This is a genomic window from Type-C symbiont of Plautia stali (assembly GCF_059730935.1).
In genome coordinates this window covers 798,988-818,015 of record NZ_AP035923.1, presented here as the reverse complement: position 1 = coordinate 818,015, position 19,028 = coordinate 798,988, and the positions used below count along the sequence as shown (strand labels likewise).

The window sequence follows — 19,028 nt, the reverse complement described above, 5'->3', positions numbered from 1 at the left end:
CAGTCTGACGCGGCAAAATGCAAAATCTTTGTCGGCGCGCTGCGGCGGGTGTCAGGAAAATATTCCAGTTGATCTGTAGCGATAAATGCGGATGGCGAAAAAGCACTGGAAAAACGCGCACTGAGTGACCTAAAATAGCCGTCCAGATGGTTTTCCATCTAAACTGATTAACATCCAGGCGGTGTGAGCCTGGTACGCTGACACTTCCTACTGCTTGCGGCTTTGCCTGAAGGGGCGTCGAGCTGGCATCATCCCGCTTACGCTATGCAGTCGAATTCAAACCATTTGCAAGGTAAAGAACAGAATGGCTAAACACCTTTTTACATCCGAGTCCGTATCAGAAGGACATCCTGATAAAATCGCCGATCAGATTTCCGATGCCGTGCTGGACGCCATCCTTGAACAGGATCCCAAAGCACGCGTCGCCTGCGAAACCTACGTAAAAACCGGTATGGTGCTGGTTGGCGGTGAGATCACCACCAGCGCCTGGGTCGATATCGAAGAGATCACCCGTAATACCGTACGTGAAATCGGCTATGTTCATTCCGATATGGGCTTTGATGCTAACTCCTGTGCGGTGCTGAGCGCGATTGGTAAACAGTCGCCGGACATCAACCAGGGCGTAGACCGTACCGATCCGCTGGAACAGGGCGCGGGCGACCAGGGCCTGATGTTTGGTTACGCCACCAATGAAACCGACGTGCTGATGCCGGCACCGGTGACCTACGCGCACCGTCTGGTGCAGCGTCAGGCTGAAGTGCGTAAAAACGGTACGCTGCCATGGCTGCGCCCGGATGCCAAAAGCCAGATTACCTTCCAGTACGACGGCGGCAAGATTGTCGGTATCGATGCGGTAGTGCTGTCAACTCAGCATTCAGAAGAGATTTCACAGGCCGATCTGCGTGAAGCGGTGATGGAAGAGATCATCAAGCCGGTACTGCCGACCGAGTGGATTAACGCCAGCACCAAATACCACATCAACCCAACCGGTCGTTTCGTGATCGGCGGCCCGATGGGCGACTGCGGCCTGACCGGTCGTAAAATCATCGTCGATACTTACGGCGGCATGGCTCGTCACGGCGGCGGCGCGTTCTCCGGTAAAGATCCGTCGAAAGTTGACCGCTCAGCGGCTTACGCTGCGCGCTACGTGGCGAAAAATATCGTTGCCGCTGGCCTGGCCGATCGCTGTGAAATCCAGGTTTCTTACGCGATTGGCGTGGCAGAACCGACCTCTATCATGGTGGAAACCTTCGGTACCGAGAAAATTTCAACCGAACAGCTGACGCTGCTGGTGCGTGAGTTCTTCGACCTGCGTCCATACGGTCTGATTCAGATGATGGATCTGCTGAAGCCAATCTACAAAGAAACCGCTGCCTACGGTCACTTTGGTCGTGAACACTTCCCGTGGGAACAGACCGATAAAGCCGCCCAGCTGCGCGAGGCCGCAGGCCTGTAATCTACGCGGGTGCGGGCAACGGCTCTCACCCCGCTCTTCTCTTAGCGGAGAAGGTAAATCGAGCCCGCGCAAGCGGGCTTTTTTACCGGCGAAATTTCCACTCTTTCGTCCCTGACCGCTTCCCCTATCCCGCCTTTGCACCATCACACTTTTTGTCTATACCACCGCAGGCGCATTTTTCAGCGCTGTCTACACTGTTAGCACTGCGCTTACAACAAAGTGTTAACGATTACATTTTGAAATCCTTTTAATATCTTCAATTTAGAGATTTTTCAGCGTAGTAACGGTGATGAAAATGCGTTATTTTCAGCGTCGTCTGATAGCCGATATTTATAGTGATGTCAGAAACTTAAAGGGTGCTATACCTTACTGGTTATGTGACTGATTCGGGCAAAAAATGCTGGATTACAGGGTTTCAGCGTGTGTAACCGATTACATCGATGTGATCGCACTCACTTTTTCCCGCAGGCAGCTTACTTAACATTGATAAAAACAAAGATGGATAAACTTCGGAGGCAATATGCCTGGTAATACTCACAAAAGCAGAACCTCAAACAAGGCGATGACCCTGTTTGTCTGCTTTCTGGCCGCTCTGGCGGGCCTGCTGTTCGGTCTGGATATCGGCGTTATCGCCGGTGCCCTGCCCTTCATCGCGAAAGATTTCAACGTTACCGCACATCAGCAGGAGTGGATCGTCAGCTCAATGATGTTCGGTGCTGCGGTCGGTGCTGTGGGCAGCGGCTGGATGTCTTCGCGTCTCGGCCGTAAAAAGAGCCTGATGGCCGGTGCCATCCTGTTCGTTATCGGTTCACTGTGGTCGGCGATGGCGCCAAACCCGGAAATGCTGATTGCCGCACGCGTGGTGCTCGGCCTTGCCGTCGGCGTTGCCTCTTATACCGCCCCGCTGTATCTCTCGGAAATCGCACCGGAGAAGATCCGCGGCAGTATGATTTCCCTGTATCAGCTGATGATCACCATCGGTATTCTCGGCGCTTACCTGTCTGACACCGCGTTCAGTGCCTCGGGCGACTGGCGCTGGATGCTGGGCATCATCACTATTCCGGCGGTGCTGCTGCTGGTTGGCGTGGTGTTCCTGCCAAACAGCCCGCGCTGGCTGGCGGCGAAAGGTGACTTCCGCGATGCACAGCGCGTGCTGGATCGCCTGCGTGACACCAGCGAGCAGGCGAAACGCGAGCTGGATGAGATCCGCGAAAGCCTGAAGATCAAACAGTCCGGCTGGCAGCTGTTCCAGAGCAATAGCAACTTCCGCCGCGCGGTGTTCCTCGGCGTGCTGTTGCAGGTGATGCAGCAGTTCACCGGCATGAACGTCATCATGTACTACGCACCGAAAATCTTCGAAATCGCCGGCTTCGCCAATACCACGCAGCAAATGTGGGGCACCGTGATCGTAGGTCTGGTGAACGTGCTGGCCACCTTTATTGCTATCGGTCTGGTGGATCGCTGGGGCCGTAAACCCACGTTGGTGCTGGGCTTCCTGGTGATGGCAGCCGGCATGGGTATCCTCGGTACCATGCTGCACATTGGCATTAACTCTGCCGGTGAGCAGTACTTTGCTATCGCCATGCTGCTGATGTTCATTGTTGGCTTCGCGATGTCAGCCGGTCCGCTGATTTGGGTACTGTGTTCTGAAATTCAGCCGCTGAAAGGGCGTGATTTTGGTATCACCGTCTCTACCGCGACCAACTGGATTGCCAACATGATCGTTGGTGCCACCTTCCTGACCATGCTGAACTCGCTGGGCAACGCGCCGACTTTCTGGGTCTACGCCGCGCTGAACGTGTTCTTTATTCTGCTGACGGTCGCGCTGATTCCGGAGACCAAAAACGTCTCGCTGGAGCACATCGAGCGCAACCTGATGTCGGGCAAAAAACTGCGCGATATCGGCCAGCAGTAAGGCCAGATGCGTTAACCGGGGCTGCCGCAGGGCGGCCCTTTTTTTTATCTGCCGCCTGTGCGCATGCAGTTGCGTACCCCGCGGCAACGCCTTATGCTGCCGCACATGAAAACGCCACGTCTGCCCATCGCCCTGCAACAAGCCGTCATGCGCTCGCTGCGCCATTTTTTGCAGCTGGCTCAGCAAAAACTCGAACGTCATTTCGAAGAGCCGACGCTGGTTTATCAGCAGCGCGGCACGGCCGCAGGCACCGCGTGGCTGGAGCAGTGGCAAATTCGCCTCAACCCGGTGCTGTTGCTGGAAAACCAGCAGGCTTTTATTGATGAAGTGGTGCCGCATGAGCTGGCGCATCTGCTGGTGTGGAAAACCTTCGGCCGCGTGCCGCCGCACGGCAAAGAGTGGAAGTGGATGATGGAGGACGTGCTGGGCGTGCCCGCCCGCCGCACCCATCAGTTCGCAATCACTTCGGTGCGCAGCAATACCTTCCCCTATCGCTGTCGCTGCCAGCAACATCAGCTGACGGTACGCCGCCATAACCGCGTGGTGCGTGGTGAGAGCGAATATCGCTGTGTGCATTGCGGTACGCTGCTGCAACCCGGTGAATACGCAGCGGATTAGTCCGCGATTCTCATTCCCCGCGCCCGGCCATTCTGTTACGCTGCCGCCCTTTTCGGTACCAGGTTATTTTTTGGAATATGTCTCGCAAAACGCTGTTATTACTCTCTCTGCTGGTCGCGCCGCTCAGCGCGTACAGCCTCAGTCTCACCCATTACAACCAGAACAATTTTCAGCAGGCGAAAGTGGTCGCGGCAAAGATCAACGCGGATGCGCCGGCGGATTTTTATTGCGGCTGCAAAATCAGCTGGCACGGTAAAAAAGGCGTGCCGGATCTGAGCAGCTGCGGCTATAGCGTGCGCAAGAACGCCAACCGCGCGGAACGCATCGAGTGGGAACACGTCATGCCGGCATGGGAGTTTGGTCATCAGCGTCAGTGCTGGCAAAATGGCGGACGCAAAAACTGCAGCAAAGACGCAGATTACCGCCGCATCGAAAGCGATCTGCACAACCTGCAGCCAGCCATCGGCGAAGTGAACGGCGACCGCAACAACTTCCAGTACAGCCAGTGGAACGGTGGCGAGCAGCCGTACGGTCAGTGCAGCATGAAGATCGATTTTAAGCAGAAGCGCGCCGAGCCTCCCGAGCGCGCGCGCGGCGCCATCGCCCGCACCTACTTCTATATGCGCGACCAGTATCATCTGCGCCTGTCACGCCAGCAAACCCAGCTGTTCACCGCGTGGAACAAGCAGTATCCGGTCACACCGTGGGAGTGCGAACGTGACCAGCGCATCGCCGCGGTGCAGGGAAATCACAATTCCTGGGTACAGCAGGCTTGCCAGCGCTGAAAGCGCTACCCTACACTAGCTTTTTTCGATTGGGCCGCATCGCGCGATGCGGCATAACGCCGGCAGGAACCGCATGCGCATACCCCGCATTTATCACCCCGAAGCTCTAACCGTTAACAGTGAAGTTCTGCTTGATGAGGATGCCGCCAACCACGTCGGCCGCGTGCTGCGCATGAGCGCCGGACAGCAGATCGAGCTGTTTGATGGCAGTAATCTGACTTTTAGCGCCGAAATCACCCAGGCCGACAAAAAGCGTGTAAAAGTAAAGGTCCTTGCCAGCCAGCCTGACGATCGCGAATCCCCGCTGCACTTACACCTCGGTCAGGTGATGTCGCGCGGTGAAAAAATGGAATTCACTATCCAGAAATCGATCGAACTGGGCGTGAATGTGATTACGCCCTTGTTTTCTGAACGCTGTGGCGTAAAGCTGGATGCCGAACGCCTGGCGAAAAAGATTCAGCAGTGGCAGAAAATTGCCATCGCCGCCTGCGAGCAGTGCGGTCGTAATCGCGTGCCGGAAATCCGCGCCGCGATGACGCTCGAAGCCTGGTGCGCCGAAGCGGATGACGGCCTGAAGCTCAACCTGCATCCGCGCGCCAGCCACAGCATCAATACGCTGCCGCAGCCGGTTGAACGCGTACGGCTGCTGATTGGCCCGGAAGGCGGCCTGTCGGCAGAGGAAATTGCCATGACGGCGCAGCACGGCTTTACCGATATCCTGCTCGGTCCGCGCGTTTTGCGCACCGAAACCACGGCGCTCACCGCCATCACGGCACTTCAGGTGAGGTTTGGTGACCTCGGTTAAGGGATACTTTCAGCCCGAAGACACACGCAGATAACTGACCAGCACAACGCTTTCGCACGGAACGGGGTGGCTGAATTCCCCTTTGAGGAGAGAATAATGATTAAGCTTGGCATCGTTATGGACCCGATTTCGTCCATCAACATTAAAAAAGACTCCAGCTTCGCCATGTTGCTGGAAGCACAGCGCCGCGGTTATGAAATTCACTACATGGAGATGGGCGATCTGTCGCTGCGCGGTGGCGTGACTTACGCGCGCACCCGGCTGCTGAGCGTCGAGCAGAACTACGATCAGTGGTACACGTTTGGCAGCGAGCAGACTATCCCGCTGGCCGATCTTAACGTGGTGCTGATGCGTAAAGACCCGCCGTTTGATACCGAGTTTATCTACGCAACCTATCTGCTGGAGCGCGCGGAAGAGCAAGGCACGCTGATCGTTAACAAACCGCAGAGCCTGCGTGACTGCAACGAAAAACTCTACACCGCCTGGTTTGCCGACCTGACGCCAGACACGCTGGTGACGCGCAACAAAGAGCAGCTGCGCGCGTTCTGGCAGGAGCATGGCGATGTGATCTTCAAGCCGCTCGACGGCATGGGCGGCGCGTCGATTTTCCGCATCAAAAAAGATGACGCCAACTTCGGCGTGATCACCGAAACGCTGACCAACCACGGTCAGTTCTTCTGCATGGCGCAAAATTATCTGCCGGCGATCAAAGACGGTGATAAACGCGTGCTGGTGGTCGATGGTGAACCGGTGCCATACTGCCTGGCACGCATTCCGCAGGGCGGCGAAACCCGTGGCAACCTCGCCGCCGGTGGCCGCGGCGAAGCCCGTCCGCTGAGCGACAGCGACTGGGAAATTGCCCGCCGCGTAGGTCCGACATTGAAAGCCAAAGGGCTGATTTTTGTCGGCCTCGATATTATCGGTGATAAACTGACAGAAGTTAACGTCACCAGCCCAACCTGCATCCGCGAAATCGAGGCGGCGTTCCCGGTCTCCATCACCGGCATGCTGATGGACGCGATTGAAAAACGTTTGGGCTGAGGATGCCGCAGGAGTGAGAGCTCCGTGAACCACCCAAAGCCGGTGCAGCCGTTCAGCACCGGCTATTTTTGGTAAACGAGTGAGAATGAATTTACAGCACCATTTCTTGATTGCGATGCCGTCGCTGCAGGACCCTTTCTTCAAACGCTCGGTGGTGTATATCTGCGAGCATAACGAAGAGGGTGCCATGGGTTTGATCGTTAACAAGCCGATGGACAACCTGACGGTCGAAGGCATCCTGAAAAAACTTAAGATCAGCCCATCAGAACGCGATCCTGCCATCAAACTGGACAAACCGGTGTTTGCCGGTGGTCCGCTGGCGGAAGATCGTGGCTTTATTCTGCACTCGGCCCAGCGCGTGTTCTCCTCCAGTATTCGCATTTCTGACAATACGGTGATCACCACTTCACGCGATGTGCTGGAAGCGATCGGCACGCGTGAACAGCCAGAGAACGTGCTGGTAGCGCTGGGTTATTGCGCATGGGAGAAGGATCAGCTGGAAAATGAGCTGCTGGAGAATGCCTGGCTGACCACGCCGGCCAATACGCAGATCCTGTTCCAGACGCCGATTGCCGAACGCTGGCGTGAAGCCGCGCGCAGCATGGGTGTGGACATCCACAACATGACCAGCGATGCAGGGCACGCCTGATGGCCAGTGAAACGCTGCTCGGCTTTGACTTCGGTACCAAAAGCATCGGCGTTGCCATCGGGCAACAGCTGACCGGCACTGCGCGCCCGCTCACCGCGCTGAAAGCGCAGGACGGCACGCCGGACTGGGAGCTCATTGGTAAGCTGCTGAAAGAGTGGCAGCCGGATTACGTGGTGGTTGGCCTGCCACTCAACATGGACGGCAGCGAACAGCCGCTGACGGCGCGCGCACGCAAGTTTGCTAACCGGCTGCACGGCCGCTTCGGCGTGCGTGTGGAGCTGCAGGATGAGCGCCTGAGCACCGTTGAAGCGCGTGCCGATCTGTTCGAACGCGGCGGCTATCGCGCGCTGCAGAAAGGCCATATCGATTCGCAGTCCGCGGTGATTATCCTGCAGGACTGGTTCGAGACGCATTAAATCAGCCCGGACACGGCCGCGCGGTTTCGCGCCGCCGTGTCGACGGTTCTCAGGGCACGTCGCCGCTCAAATTAATCCCGCCTCACGCCGGGCCTGCTCGCTCTGAGCGAAAGTCTGCATCCCTGCCTGCGCGCCGGTCTGCAACACACCGGGCAGCTGATGCATTTTGCCTTCGCGGATCAGGTTAGCGACCGCCGGCGTCGCCACCAGCACTTCAAACAGGCCAATGCGGCCACCGGCTTTGGCGGCGACTAAACGCTGCGCCAGCACCGCTTTCAGGCTGCCGGCCAGCTGCGTGCGTACGAGGTTTTTCTCCTCGGACGGAAACACATCCACCAGCCGGTCCACCGCCTGCGTCGCGCCGCGCGTATGCAGCGTGGCCAGCACCAGATGGCCGGTCTCAGCAGCGGTCAGCGCCAGGCGGATGGTTTCGCTGTCGCGCAGCTCACCCAGCAGGATCACATCCGGGTCTTCACGCAGCGCCGCTTTTAATCCGAGCTGAAACGAAGCGCAGTGCGCGCCGATTTCGCGCTGCTGAATCAGCGAACGCTGGCTGTGATGGACGAACTCGATCGGATCTTCCAGCGTGATAATGTGGCGCGCCTGCTGACGATTAAGGCTATCCACCAGCGCCGCCAGCGTGGTGGATTTGCCGCTGCCGGTCGCGCCGGTGATGAGGATAAGCCCTTCCTCCAGCTGCAGCAGCGAGCGCACCACGTCCGGCAGCTGCAGGCGCGCTATATCCGGTGGCTGACTGGCAATCAGCCGCAGCGCCAGCGCCAGTCCGTGACGCTGGCGGAACAGATTGGCGCGCAGCCGGCTGCCGTTGCCGAGCATGATGGCGAAATCGACGTGACCGCTGCCAGCTAACTCGCTGCGCTGCGCGGCGCTAAGCCACTGCTCGCTAAAGGCCTGCAGCCAGCGCTCAGGCAAGCTGTGCTGTTGCGGTATTGGCTCCAGTACGCCCTGCCGGCGCCAGTGCGGTAAATGTCCGCTGCAAAGGTGCAGATCGGCCGCATTATGCTTTACACTAAGCGCCACAACGTCATCCAAATCCATTTAACTTCTCCTGACTATGACTTCCATTGAGCACAACTTACAGCAAGTGCGCGAGCGGATCGCTGCTGCCGCCGCGCGTTGCGGCCGCGCGCCAGAAGAAATTACGCTGCTTGCAGTGAGCAAAACCAAACCTGCGAGCGCTATCGCAGAAGCCATTGCCGCCGGACAGCGCGCCTTCGGTGAAAATTACGTGCAGGAAGGGGTTGAAAAAGTTGCCGAACTGGCCGCACATCCTGATCTGCAATGGCACTTTATCGGGCCGTTACAATCCAATAAAAGCCGTCTGGTGGCGGAAAACTTTGCCTGGTGCCATACCGTTGACCGTCTGCGTATCGCGCAGCGGCTGAACGATCAGCGTCCGGCCGCGCTGCCGCCGCTCAACGTGTTAATTCAGGTAAATATCAGTGACGAGCACAGCAAATCTGGCATCATGCTGGAGGCCGTCGCCGGGCTGGCACAACAGATTGCCGCCCTGCCGCGTTTGCGCCTGCGTGGGCTGATGGCGATTCCGGCGCCCGAGCAGGATTACGCGCGCCAGCTGGCGGTGTGCCAGCAGATGGCCAGCGCGTTTCGCGCCTTGCAACAGGACTATCCAGGCGTCGATACGCTTTCTCTGGGAATGAGCGACGATATGGATGCGGCGATTGCCGCAGGCAGTACGATGGTGCGCATCGGCACCGCGGTATTTGGCGCGCGGGATTATGCACGCCCTTCACAACAATAATTGAGGAACCTCATGTTAACACTGACGTTTTTAGTCAAAACGCTGATTGATCTGTACGTGATGGTGCTGCTGCTGCGCATCTGGATGCAGTGGTCACGCTGTGACTTTTACAATCCGCTGGCGCAGTTTGTCGTGAAGATCACCCAGCCGATTGTTAAACCGCTGCGCCGCATTTTGCCGGCGCTGGGACCGATTGACACCGCGTCACTGCTGCTGGCATTCGTGCTGACCACGCTGAAATATCCGATTCTGCTGCTGATTCAGGTCGGGGTGTTCTCCGTCGATCCGACCAACCTGCTGGTGGGCCTGCTGTCACTGGTCAAATCCGCCGGCTATCTGGTGTTCTGGGTGATCATCATTCGCTCGCTGATGAGTTGGATCAGCCAGGGACGCGGTGCGATGGACTATGTGCTGATCCAGCTGACCGAACCGCTGATGGCACCGATTCGCCGTATCCTGCCGGCGATGGGCGGCATTGATTTCTCGGCGATGATCGTAATTCTGGTGCTGTATGCGCTGAACTTCCTCGGTATGGATCTGTTCCCGGGTCTCTGGTACCTGCTGTAATTCGTTAATCTGGAACTGTTATGCAAAAAGTTGTGCTCGCCACCGGTAATCCGGGCAAAGTACGTGAACTGGCCGATCTGTTAGCGGCCTTCGGCCTGGATATCGTGGCGCAAACCGAGCTGGGCGTAGAGTCTGCCGAAGAGACCGGGCTGACCTTTATCGAAAACGCCATCCTGAAAGCGCGTCACGCTGCGCAGATCACCGGCCTGCCGGCGATTGCCGATGACTCCGGGCTGGCGGTCGATGCGCTGGGCGGCGCACCGGGCATTTACTCGGCACGCTATGCCGGCGTTGATGCCAGCGACCAGCAGAATCTCGACAAACTGCTGCAGGCACTGGAGCTGGTGCCGGACGGCGAGCGCCAGGCACAGTTCCACTGCGTGCTGGTGTACGTGCGTCACGCCTCCGACCCGACGCCGCTGGTGTTCCACGGCAGCTGGGCCGGGGAGATTACCCGCGCAGCTGCCGGTGAAGGCGGTTTCGGTTATGATCCGATCTTCTACGTGCCGGCGCTGGGTAAAACCGCCGCCGAGCTAAGCAAGGATGAAAAGCGTGCCGTGTCGCACCGGGGTAAAGCATTGACGCTGCTGCTGGAAGCGATGCGCAATGCCTGAGTTACCACCGTTAAGCCTTTATATCCACATCCCGTGGTGCGTGCAGAAGTGTCCGTACTGCGACTTCAACTCGCACGCGCTTAAAGGCGAAGTGCCGCACAGTGAGTATGTGCAGCATCTGCTCAACGATCTTGACCAGGATCTGCCGCTGACCGCCGGGCGCGAAGTGCGCACCATTTTCATCGGCGGCGGCACGCCCAGCCTGCTGAGCAGCGAAGCGATGCAGCAGCTAATGGATGGCGTGCGTGCGCGCCTGCCGCTGGCGGCGGACGCCGAAATCACCATGGAAGCCAATCCGGGCACGGTGGAAGCCGATCGCTTCAGCGGCTATCAGCGGGCGGGCATTAATCGGATTTCGATTGGCGTGCAGAGTTTCAGTCCGCAAAAGCTGACGCGCCTGGGGCGCATTCACGGTCCGGACGAGGCGGTCCGCGCGGCACAGCTGGCGGCCGGTCTCGGCCTGCGCAGCTTTAACCTCGACCTGATGCACGGCCTGCCGGATCAGTCGCTGGAAGAGGCGCTGGACGATTTGCGCCAGGCGATTGCCCTCAATCCGCCGCATCTGTCGTGGTATCAGCTGACCATTGAGCCCAACACGCTGTTTGGTTCACGCCCGCCGGTATTGCCGGATGACGATGCGCTGTGGGATATCTTTGAGCAGGGTCATCAGCTGCTGAGCGCCGCAGGCTATCAGCAGTATGAAACCTCGGCCTACGCCAAACCGGGCTATCGCTGCGAGCATAACCTGAACTACTGGCGCTTCGGTGATTACCTCGGCATCGGCTGTGGCGCGCACGGCAAGCTGACGCAGCCGGACGGGCGCATTGTGCGCACGGTGAAAACCCGTCATCCGCGCGGTTTTATGAAGGGCAACTATCTGGATAAGCAGCATGACGTGCCGGACGAGGACAAGCCGTTCGAGTTCTTTATGAACCGGTTCCGCCTGCTGGAAGCCGCGCCGCGCGCCGACTTTCAGCGCTACACCGGGCTGGACGAGGCAGTGATTCGCCCGCAGATCGACGCAGCCATCGCCGCCGGTTATGTGCAGGAGCAGCCAGAGCACTGGCAGATTACCGAAAAAGGCAAACTGTTCCTGAATTCGCTGCTGGAGCTGTTCATGTAAATTCAGCGGAGAAGGCGCGCGCCTTTTCCGCTGGCAGCCGTGCTGTGCGGCACGGCTGCATCTGTTACGCTCAGGCGACCATCACCTCATTATTGATTAACAGCGTCGCGCTGTGGTCGAGACTCTCAAACACCTGCCACACTTTGCCACCGCTCTGCTGCGTCCCCTGCTGCTGCCACTGCTGATAAAATTGCGTGCTATCGCTGAGCTGTACCACGTCGCCGGCATCACCATCAATCAGCCAGCTGCGCGTGCGCTCTGGCAGCAACACATCCTGATGCGCCTGCTGCAACAGCTGCTGCGCATCCAGCTGCAGCAGATTGTCTCCTGAGCCAGTGAGATCGATATGCTGCAGGCCGCTGATATGCTGCGTCAGCTGCTGATAATCAAGCTGCTGATGTTCTCCTTCCAGCACCAGCGCAGAGAAGCCCTGCAGCGGTTGTCCGCTGTGCGCCGCCAGCCACTGCTGCACATCATTCAGATGCAGCTGCGCGCCCTCCTGTTCCTGCGTTTCCGGCAGCGTATGGTGCTGTACCAGGCTCTCGTCTTTGCCCCAGCGCACAGTATCAATAATCCAGCCGACATCGCGCTTCACCAGCACGTTCCAGCACAGCACTTTTTTATAGGTATCCGGATCTTCGCCCGAATGGACGTCAATATAGCCAATCTGCTGGCCCGCCGGAGCCTGCCAGCTAAAGGTGTTCAGGCCCTGCTCAGACCGGCTGGCGCCACCGGGCTGCAGGTATTCGCGCCCCAGCAGCTCGCCGCTGGGGGAGAAGATATCCACGTAGGTATCGCAATTGTGGAGATAGCCATAATTGAACTCCACGTAATTGGTGGCGCCAAAATCAAACTGCACGACCGAATGATCCAGCATCTCAATCGCTTTGCTTTCATAGCCATCTGGCCGGTTCATGATGCCGGTATAGAAACAGTTGTTGGTGGTGCCATGTTTCAGTTCGGTGACTTTCAACCCGCCGTACTGATACACACGGCCGGTTTGCCAGCTGGTATTGGCGCGACAGTTCCAGTTCTCTTCGCCAGAACTGTGCTTTACGCCAGAGTCATAGTTAATCGCCCAGTTGGGCGCATAGTCACTGACGTTACCCGCCACATCGACCGCTTTTACCGTAAAGTTGTTGCTGCCCGGCTGCATGTCGCGGTCCGGGGTAATCTGCCAGCGCCCATCGGCCCCCACCGTCGCGCTGCCGGCTGCCACGCCGTTCTGGTACAGCGTCACCTGACTGTAAGGCTCAGCCTGTCCGGAAAAATCGAGCCGCTTATCGTCGGTGGTCTGGCCCGGCAGCACCGGCTGGATGGTGCCGACGTCATCGATAGCCTGCAGGATGGTGGGCGTGTTGATACGGGTGTCGATGGTCAGCGTCCAGCTGTCGCTCCATTGACTGACGTTGCCGGCTTTATCGCTGCTGCGGCTGCGAAAACGCCAGTCGCCGTCCGGCAGCAGATCCTGCGGCGGCGTCCAGTGCCAGTGGCCGCTGCTGTCGACGGTGGCCGTACCGCCGACAATCCACTTTCCGCCCGGTGCGGCATACTGAATGCGCACCACGCTGCCGGGCTCGGCTTCGCCGTGCAGTTCCGGCCGGACATCATCGGTGGGTTTGCCGCGGCCAAACTGGCCCTGATACAGCCCGCGATTGTCGTCGTAATAGCTGAACGTCGGCGTTTCCGGGGTAAGCGTATCGAGATGAAAGGTCCACTTCGGCGACGGCTGACTGCGGTTGTCGGCGCGGTCCTCGGCCTGCGCCGTCAGGTTATAGGTTCCGTCCTGCGGCAGATCGAGTTGTGCCTGCCAATTGCCCTGCGCATCGGCACGGACAGAGGCGAGAAGTTGGTTGCCATTATAGAGATAAACCAACGCGTTGCCTTCGGCCTGCCCGCGTACCACCGGCTGATCATCGTTGGTATAGCCGTTACGGCGGATGCTGTTACCGTCCTCCACGCCGCCGGCAACGTGGTCTTCAATCGCTTCGATGATCGGTCTGGCGGGCGGATGGGTATCGATATTGTAATCCACGCGCGTGGGTGCGCTGTGATTGCCGGCGGCATCCACGGCGGTAAAGGTGAGCTGGTATTCACCATCGGCCATCGGCTGCGGCGGCATCCACTCGAAGTGGCCATTGATCACCGGCACGTGTAGCGGATTGCCACCGTTAACCGTCACGATGACTTCAACGGCGTCCGGCGTTTGTACCGTTCCCTGCCAGCGTTTTTGCGGATCGTTGTACCAGCCGCGTTCGGCAACGATAACCACAGGGGGGGATAAAACCGGGTGTGAACTGGAAGCAGAGGTGTCAGAAAATAACATAAAATTTCCTTAAAAATTAATAAGTTCAATAGGCTGAATGCCCGTTGATATAGTTATTAATGCGGAAATTTTGTCGTTATCAGATTCGTCCCGAATCTAAGACAACCCGTTAAATCTTGGCTTAAAAGTTGCGGGGATAAAAAAGGCGCCACTGTTCAGAAGAACAATGACGCCGTGATGTTCCGTGCATTCAGCGGCAACGCGGCTGGCTTAGCCCTTTACGTTCTGCATCAGCGTCTTGCGCTGGCTCTCCAGTGCGGTCACCCGGTTACACACTTCATGACCGAAGTTCTGGAAATCCTGCTCCTGATTGTTCCATTCAGTCTGAATCGACTGCTGTAGCCCGCCGAGGTTGCCCATCAGCGCCTGTAGCGGATTGCTGCCGCTGGCGGCCTGTTTGGTACCCATCTCGTTCAGGCTATCCTGCAACACCCCGCCCAGCGTGCTCTGCACCAGCTTCTCGCCGTCGGCGCGCACCTGCTCAATGGCCTGATGGTGGAAAGTCAGGCCATCCGGGCGATGCTCGATGATGCGGTTCATCTGCTGCTTCAGCTGACCGTTCAGCGTGGTCAGGCGATTGCGCACATTGCTGTCCGAGCCGAGTTTTTCGACAATCACTTTATCCAGCGCCACGCGGCCCCGCTCCAGACGGGTGGTTGCGCCGCTGTCGACCCACGGCAGATCGCGACGCAGCGCGTTCTGGTAGTCAATCGCCTGCTGGCGCGTGGCGTTATCGACGCTCACCGACTTGCCGTTGAACTGCACATCGCCCTGCGGCGTGATTTCAAGGTTGCCGTTGCTGCCCACCACCTGCACGCTCTGGGGTTTGATGATCACATCATCCTTTGGATTGACGCTGCACTGATAGTCAGCATGCGCCTGAGCCGCCGCCAGCAGCAGCGCGGCGAGAAGAGCCTTACGAACCATGAAATCTCCTGAGTATTCTGTGCGGGAAAGAGCAAGACAGTTTGCGGTTGTTACCAGGTCGCCATAAATGGCGACCCTACAAAGGACCATCCCCCGCAGGGTGCGCATTTATACGCTTCAGCATGCGGTCCAGGTCGCCATAAATGGCGACCCTACAAAGGACCATCCCCCGCAGGGTACGCATTTATACGCATCAGCATGCGGTCCAGGTCGCCATAAATGGCGCCCCCGTAAGGGCAATCCCCTGTAGGGTGCGCATTTATGCGCACCAGCATACTGTAATAAAACTTAGTCCCACCAAACGTCGAAGAGTTCAGTGACCTGAATATCGGCGAGATTTTTCTTTTCCAGCCAGTTACGCACCAGCTCGCGGTGCGCGTCGGTGCATTTGCCGGTCTGCTGCAGACACACCAGCCCTTCCCACACCAGATAGCCGCTGCCGTCATAGGCCAGACCATTCGGATCGATCACCTCATTGATGAACTGATCGAGCGTGGCATCCACCTCTTCCTCGCTGGTGCCTTCGGCAAAACGCCAGGCAACAGAGAAGCCCAGCTCCTGAAACTCATCAACATGCAACTTTTTACGTAAACGGCGGCTACGTTTTACAGCCATTATTTCACCCTCTCAAACATCAGATCCCATACGCCATGGCCCAGTCGCTGCCCGCGCTGCTCAAATTTGGTTAACGGACGCGTTTCCGGACGCGGCACGTAATTCTGGCTCTCCGACTGATTGCTATAGCCATCGATGCTGCTCATCACTTCCAGCATGTGCGTGGCGTACTCTTCCCAGTCGGTCGCCATGTGGAACACGCCGCCCAGCTTCAGCTTGCGCAGCACCAGCTCGGCAAACGGTACCTGGACGATGCGGCGCTTGTTGTGGCGCGCCTTATGCCATGGATCCGGGAAAAACAGCTGCACCATGCGCAGCGAATTGTCCGGCACCATGTTTTCCAGCACTTCCACCGCGTCGTGACACATCACGCGCAGATTCTGCACGCCAGCCTCTTTGGCCGATGCCAGACAGGCACCGACGCCCGGCGCATGCACTTCAATGCCGAGGAAGTTCTGATGCGGATTGTTCTGCGCCATGGTCACCAGCGAGGCGCCCATGCCAAAACCAATCTCCAGCACCAGCGGCGCTTCGCGGCCAAACAGCGCAACCATGTCCAGCGGCTGCGGCTGATACTCGACGCCCATCTCCGGCCAGTAATTGTCGAGCGCGAGCTGCTGTCCTTTCGTTAAGCGCCCCTGGCGGCGCACAAAACTGCGGATACGGCGCAAAGGCCGCCCGTTCTCATCAAATTCCGGGGTGATGACGTCATTAATCATGTTGAAACCTGCTGGTTAGCCTGTTCAGGGAAACGGGCATTATGCAAAGTTAAGTAACAGAAGCAAGCCTTTGCAATCTTCCGGTTTACACCCTGATGTCTCTGTGCTGGAATTCCTGCCTGATTGTAGAGTAAACACGGAAAATTTCCTTCTTATGATGCAGGCGCCGCAGTTCGCGCAACAGGTGCTGGAGTGGTACCAACGCTTTGGCCGTAAAACTCTGCCGTGGCAGCTGGAGAAAACGCCCTATAAGGTGTGGCTCTCCGAAGTGATGCTGCAGCAGACGCAGGTTGCCACCGTTATTCCCTATTTCGAACGCTTTATGGCGCGCTTCCCCACGGTTGCCGACCTGGCCGCCGCGCCGCTTGATGAAGTGCTGCATCTGTGGACCGGCCTCGGCTATTACGCACGGGCGCGTAACCTGCACAAGGCGGCTAAACAGGTGGTTGAGCTGCACGGCGGCGTATTCCCGCCTCATTTCGATGACGTCGCGGCGCTGCCGGGCGTCGGCCGCTCCACGGCGGGCGCGATCCTGTCGCTGTCGCTTGGCCTGCATTTCCCGATCCTCGACGGCAACGTAAAACGCGTGCTGGCGCGCTGCTATGCAGTGAGCGGCTGGCCGGGCAAAAAAGAGGTGGAGAAGCGCCTGTGGCAGATCAGTGAAGACGTCACGCCAGCGGAAGGCGTCAGCCAGTTCAATCAGGCGATGATGGATCTCGGCGCGTTAGTGTGTACTCGCTCCCGCCCGAAATGCGAAATCTGCCCGCTGAATAGCGGCTGCGCGGCTTATGCACAAGGCAACTGGGCTGATTATCCCGGTAAGAAACCGAAAGTCACGCTACCAGAGCGCAGCGGCTGGTTCCTGATGCTGCAGCACGGCGACGAGGTGTTTCTGGAACAGCGTCCGCCGGTGGGTTTGTGGGGCGGCCTGTTCTGCTTCCCGCAGTTCACCAGTGAGCAAGCGCTGACTGACTGGCTGGCGGCGCGCGGCATCCACGCGAAGCCGCAGCAGCTTACCGCGTTTCGCCACACCTTCAGCCATTTCCACTTAGATATTGTGCCTATGTGGCTGGCGTGGCCTTCCTCCGGGTCGCTGATGGATGAAGCCGGCGGTCTCTGGTATAACTTAGCGCAACCACCGTCAGTGGGGCTGGCCGCGCCGGTAGAGCGCCTGCTGCATGAGCTGCGCCATCCCCGGCAGCTTCAACTGCGAACCAGTTTGACCGAAGAGGAAGAGTAATGAGCCGCACTATTTTTTGTACTTATCTGCAACGCGACGCTGAAGGCCAGGACTTTCAGCTCTATCCTGGCGAACTGGGTAAGCGCATCTACAATGAGATTTCCAAAGAAGCCTGGCAGCAGTGGATGTCCAAGCAGACCATGTTGATCAACGAGAAGAAGCTCAACATGATGAACCCGGAAGATCGCAAAGTGCTGGAGAAGGAGATGGTGAATTTCCTGTTCGAAGGCAAAGATGTGCACATTGAAGGTTACACCCCGCCAGAAAAATAAACGTTCAGGGCCTCCCTTTGAGGCCCTCTTTTTCGAGTCAGGCACGCATTCACAATGAATAAAAAACTGATAGCACTGCTGGTCATCGCACCCCTGTTAGTCTCCTGCTCCGGACAAAAAAAATCGCAGTACCATGAAGAGTGGGTTAAGGACACCAACGGTTTTGACATTCTGATGGGGCAATTTGCCGCCAACATCGAGAATATCTGGGGAATCAATGAGGTTCTGATCGCCGGACCCAAGGACTACGTCAAATACAGCGATAACTATTACACCCGCAGTCACATCAACTTCGACAGCGGTAGCATCACCATTGAGACCATTTCCGGCACCGATCCGATGGCCAGCCTGCGTCAGGCCATCATCACCACGCTGTTGATTGGTGACGATCCAGGCAACGTCGATCTCTACTCCGACGCCAACGATATTCAGATCAGTAAAGAGCCGCTGCTGTACGGCCAGGTGCTGGATAATACCGGTCAGCCGATCCGCTGGCAGGGACGCGCCGGTAACTTTGCTGATTACCTGATTCAGAACAAACTGCAGAAACGCACCTCCGGGCTGCACGTTATCTGGTCGGTGACCATTCCGATGGTGCCTAACCACCTCGACAAACGTGCGCACAAATATCTGCCGCTGGTGCGCAAAGCGGCCGAACAGTATGGCGTTGATGCCTCGCTGATTCTGGCCATCATGCAGACCGAATCGAGCTTCAACCCTTATGCGGTAAGCAACGCCGATGCGCTGGGTCTGATGCAGGTGGTGCAGCATACTGCCGGGGTCGATGTGTTCCGCATGAAGGGCAAATGGGGTAAACCGAGCCGCAGCTATCTGCTCGATCCGGCCAATAATATTGATGCCGGTACCGCTTATCTGTCGCTGCTGCAGAAGAGCTATCTCGGCGGGATTCAGGATCCGCTATCACGCCGTTACGCAGTGATCACCGCTTATAACGGCGGGGCGGGCAGCGTGCTGCGCGTGTTCTCCAGCGATAAAGACCGCGCCTTCGCCACCATCAACGGCATGTCACCGAGCCAGGTGTATCAGACGCTGACCACCAACCATCCGTCGGCCGAGTCGCGCCGCTATCTGTACAAAGTGAGCCAGGCACAGCGCAGCTACCACCGTTATTGATTAGCGCTCATCGCCACCTTCTC

20 protein-coding genes are annotated in these 19,028 nt (G+C 57.9%); 15 read left to right on the top strand and 5 right to left on the bottom strand.

Going from position 1 to position 19,028, the window contains the following annotated elements; translation table 11 throughout:
• Positions 1-304: 304 nt before the first annotated feature.
• The 8 genes from metK (at position 305) to ruvX (ending at position 7,685) form a co-directional block, all read left to right on the top strand.
• Complete coding sequence (metK, locus tag AC6I7J_RS03790) at positions 305-1,456, top strand: methionine adenosyltransferase (protein ID WP_215481497.1); 1,152 nt, start codon at positions 305-307, stop codon at positions 1,454-1,456.
• Positions 1,457-1,976: 520 nt separating this feature from the next.
• The gene (locus tag AC6I7J_RS03785; RefSeq protein WP_031279461.1) at positions 1,977-3,371 is read left to right on the top strand and encodes a sugar porter family MFS transporter; all 1,395 of its coding nucleotides are present in this window, start codon (positions 1,977-1,979) and stop codon (positions 3,369-3,371) included.
• A gap of 105 nt (positions 3,372-3,476) precedes the next feature.
• Complete coding sequence (locus AC6I7J_RS03780) at positions 3,477-3,989, top strand: SprT family zinc-dependent metalloprotease (RefSeq protein ID WP_088517903.1); 513 nt, start codon at positions 3,477-3,479, stop codon at positions 3,987-3,989.
• Between the two features lie 77 nt (positions 3,990-4,066).
• Positions 4,067-4,774, top strand: a complete 708-nt coding sequence (gene endA / locus AC6I7J_RS03775; RefSeq protein ID WP_127834530.1) for a deoxyribonuclease I — start codon at positions 4,067-4,069, stop codon at positions 4,772-4,774.
• Positions 4,775-4,847: 73 nt separating this feature from the next.
• On the top strand, positions 4,848-5,579 hold the full coding sequence (rsmE, locus tag AC6I7J_RS03770; RefSeq protein ID WP_021506632.1) for a 16S rRNA (uracil(1498)-N(3))-methyltransferase: 732 nt from the start codon (positions 4,848-4,850) through the stop codon (positions 5,577-5,579).
• A 96-nt stretch (positions 5,580-5,675) separates the two neighbouring features.
• The gene (gene gshB / locus AC6I7J_RS03765; RefSeq protein WP_021506631.1) at positions 5,676-6,620 is read left to right on the top strand and encodes a glutathione synthase; all 945 of its coding nucleotides are present in this window, start codon (positions 5,676-5,678) and stop codon (positions 6,618-6,620) included.
• An 85-nt stretch (positions 6,621-6,705) separates the two neighbouring features.
• Positions 6,706-7,269: a YqgE/AlgH family protein gene (locus AC6I7J_RS03760; RefSeq protein WP_021506630.1), complete on the top strand. Its 564-nt coding sequence runs from the start codon at positions 6,706-6,708 to the stop codon at positions 7,267-7,269.
• The gene (gene ruvX / locus AC6I7J_RS03755) at positions 7,269-7,685 is read left to right on the top strand and encodes a Holliday junction resolvase RuvX (RefSeq protein WP_058757113.1); all 417 of its coding nucleotides are present in this window, start codon (positions 7,269-7,271) and stop codon (positions 7,683-7,685) included. Before AC6I7J_RS03760 ends, ruvX begins: the two co-directional genes overlap by 1 nt.
• A 66-nt stretch (positions 7,686-7,751) precedes the next feature.
• On the opposite strand, the gene AC6I7J_RS03750 is transcribed toward ruvX, so the two are convergent.
• Entirely contained in the window at positions 7,752-8,744 is a 993-nt protein-coding gene (locus AC6I7J_RS03750) for a type IV pilus twitching motility protein PilT (protein ID WP_215481498.1), read from the bottom strand.
• A gap of 16 nt (positions 8,745-8,760) precedes the next feature.
• Between AC6I7J_RS03750 and AC6I7J_RS03745 the strand changes: the two genes are divergently transcribed.
• Genes AC6I7J_RS03745 through hemW form a run of 4 tightly spaced genes read left to right on the top strand, consistent with a single transcriptional unit; the run spans position 8,761 to position 11,772 of the window.
• The gene (locus AC6I7J_RS03745; protein ID WP_021506627.1) at positions 8,761-9,468 is read left to right on the top strand and encodes a YggS family pyridoxal phosphate-dependent enzyme; all 708 of its coding nucleotides are present in this window, start codon (positions 8,761-8,763) and stop codon (positions 9,466-9,468) included.
• Positions 9,469-9,480: 12 nt separating this feature from the next.
• Positions 9,481-10,035, top strand: a complete 555-nt coding sequence (locus tag AC6I7J_RS03740) for a YggT family protein (protein WP_021506626.1) — start codon at positions 9,481-9,483, stop codon at positions 10,033-10,035.
• Between the two features lie 20 nt (positions 10,036-10,055).
• Complete coding sequence (locus AC6I7J_RS03735) at positions 10,056-10,649, top strand: XTP/dITP diphosphatase (RefSeq protein ID WP_215481499.1); 594 nt, start codon at positions 10,056-10,058, stop codon at positions 10,647-10,649.
• On the top strand, positions 10,642-11,772 hold the full coding sequence (gene hemW, locus AC6I7J_RS03730; RefSeq protein WP_058757116.1) for a radical SAM family heme chaperone HemW: 1,131 nt from the start codon (positions 10,642-10,644) through the stop codon (positions 11,770-11,772). Before AC6I7J_RS03735 ends, hemW begins: the two co-directional genes overlap by 8 nt.
• 70 nt (positions 11,773-11,842) lie before the next feature.
• Here hemW and AC6I7J_RS03725 read toward each other — a convergent pair whose 3' ends face one another.
• The 4 genes from AC6I7J_RS03725 to trmB all read right to left on the bottom strand — a co-directional run bounded on the left by AC6I7J_RS03725 (position 11,843) and on the right by trmB (position 16,359).
• On the bottom strand, positions 11,843-14,098 hold the full coding sequence (locus AC6I7J_RS03725; RefSeq protein ID WP_215481500.1) for an Ig-like domain-containing protein: 2,256 nt from the start codon (positions 14,096-14,098) through the stop codon (positions 11,843-11,845).
• A 210-nt stretch (positions 14,099-14,308) separates the two neighbouring features.
• Positions 14,309-15,025 (bottom strand): YggN family protein, encoded by a 717-nt coding sequence (locus AC6I7J_RS03720; protein ID WP_058757118.1) that lies wholly within the window; start codon positions 15,023-15,025, stop codon positions 14,309-14,311.
• 288 nt (positions 15,026-15,313) lie between these two features.
• On the bottom strand, positions 15,314-15,640 hold the full coding sequence (locus AC6I7J_RS03715) for a YggL family protein (protein ID WP_021313105.1): 327 nt from the start codon (positions 15,638-15,640) through the stop codon (positions 15,314-15,316).
• Positions 15,640-16,359, bottom strand: coding sequence for a tRNA (guanosine(46)-N7)-methyltransferase TrmB (gene trmB / locus AC6I7J_RS03710; protein WP_021506621.1), 720 nt, complete (start codon positions 16,357-16,359; stop codon positions 15,640-15,642). The genes AC6I7J_RS03715 and trmB overlap by 1 nt, the downstream gene beginning before the upstream one ends.
• 154 nt (positions 16,360-16,513) lie before the next feature.
• On the opposite strand from trmB, the gene mutY reads away from it, so the two are divergent.
• Genes mutY through mltC form a run of 3 tightly spaced genes read left to right on the top strand, consistent with a single transcriptional unit; the run spans position 16,514 to position 19,005 of the window.
• The gene (mutY, locus tag AC6I7J_RS03705; protein WP_058757119.1) at positions 16,514-17,599 is read left to right on the top strand and encodes an A/G-specific adenine glycosylase; all 1,086 of its coding nucleotides are present in this window, start codon (positions 16,514-16,516) and stop codon (positions 17,597-17,599) included.
• Positions 17,599-17,871 carry an oxidative damage protection protein gene (locus AC6I7J_RS03700; RefSeq protein ID WP_010617014.1) on the top strand — a complete coding sequence of 91 codons (273 nt, stop codon included), beginning with the start codon at positions 17,599-17,601 and terminating at the stop codon, positions 17,869-17,871. The genes mutY and AC6I7J_RS03700 overlap by 1 nt, the downstream gene beginning before the upstream one ends.
• A 54-nt stretch (positions 17,872-17,925) precedes the next feature.
• On the top strand, positions 17,926-19,005 hold the full coding sequence (mltC, locus tag AC6I7J_RS03695) for a membrane-bound lytic murein transglycosylase MltC (RefSeq protein WP_021506619.1): 1,080 nt from the start codon (positions 17,926-17,928) through the stop codon (positions 19,003-19,005).
• Positions 19,006-19,028 lie beyond the last annotated feature (23 nt).

Bases quoted from the DNA above. Each gene is read 5' to 3' on its own strand.
- metK (WP_215481497.1), top strand. From the start codon at position 305: ATGGCTAAACACCTTTTTACATCCGAGTCCGTATCAGAAGGACATCCT.
- AC6I7J_RS03785 (WP_031279461.1), top strand. From the start codon at position 1,977: ATGCCTGGTAATACTCACAAAAGCAGAACCTCAAACAAGGCGATGACC.
- AC6I7J_RS03780 (WP_088517903.1), top strand. From the start codon at position 3,477: ATGAAAACGCCACGTCTGCCCATCGCCCTGCAACAAGCCGTCATGCGC.
- endA (WP_127834530.1), top strand. From the start codon at position 4,067: ATGTCTCGCAAAACGCTGTTATTACTCTCTCTGCTGGTCGCGCCGCTC.
- rsmE (WP_021506632.1), top strand. From the start codon at position 4,848: ATGCGCATACCCCGCATTTATCACCCCGAAGCTCTAACCGTTAACAGT.
- gshB (WP_021506631.1), top strand. From the start codon at position 5,676: ATGATTAAGCTTGGCATCGTTATGGACCCGATTTCGTCCATCAACATT.
- AC6I7J_RS03760 (WP_021506630.1), top strand. From the start codon at position 6,706: ATGAATTTACAGCACCATTTCTTGATTGCGATGCCGTCGCTGCAGGAC.
- ruvX (WP_058757113.1), top strand. From the start codon at position 7,269: ATGGCCAGTGAAACGCTGCTCGGCTTTGACTTCGGTACCAAAAGCATC.
- AC6I7J_RS03750 (WP_215481498.1), bottom strand. From the start codon at position 8,744: ATGGATTTGGATGACGTTGTGGCGCTTAGTGTAAAGCATAATGCGGCC.
- AC6I7J_RS03745 (WP_021506627.1), top strand. From the start codon at position 8,761: ATGACTTCCATTGAGCACAACTTACAGCAAGTGCGCGAGCGGATCGCT.
- AC6I7J_RS03740 (WP_021506626.1), top strand. From the start codon at position 9,481: ATGTTAACACTGACGTTTTTAGTCAAAACGCTGATTGATCTGTACGTG.
- AC6I7J_RS03735 (WP_215481499.1), top strand. From the start codon at position 10,056: ATGCAAAAAGTTGTGCTCGCCACCGGTAATCCGGGCAAAGTACGTGAA.
- hemW (WP_058757116.1), top strand. From the start codon at position 10,642: ATGCCTGAGTTACCACCGTTAAGCCTTTATATCCACATCCCGTGGTGC.
- AC6I7J_RS03725 (WP_215481500.1), bottom strand. From the start codon at position 14,098: ATGTTATTTTCTGACACCTCTGCTTCCAGTTCACACCCGGTTTTATCC.
- AC6I7J_RS03720 (WP_058757118.1), bottom strand. From the start codon at position 15,025: ATGGTTCGTAAGGCTCTTCTCGCCGCGCTGCTGCTGGCGGCGGCTCAG.
- AC6I7J_RS03715 (WP_021313105.1), bottom strand. From the start codon at position 15,640: ATGGCTGTAAAACGTAGCCGCCGTTTACGTAAAAAGTTGCATGTTGAT.
- trmB (WP_021506621.1), bottom strand. From the start codon at position 16,359: ATGATTAATGACGTCATCACCCCGGAATTTGATGAGAACGGGCGGCCT.
- mutY (WP_058757119.1), top strand. From the start codon at position 16,514: ATGATGCAGGCGCCGCAGTTCGCGCAACAGGTGCTGGAGTGGTACCAA.
- AC6I7J_RS03700 (WP_010617014.1), top strand. From the start codon at position 17,599: ATGAGCCGCACTATTTTTTGTACTTATCTGCAACGCGACGCTGAAGGC.
- mltC (WP_021506619.1), top strand. From the start codon at position 17,926: ATGAATAAAAAACTGATAGCACTGCTGGTCATCGCACCCCTGTTAGTC.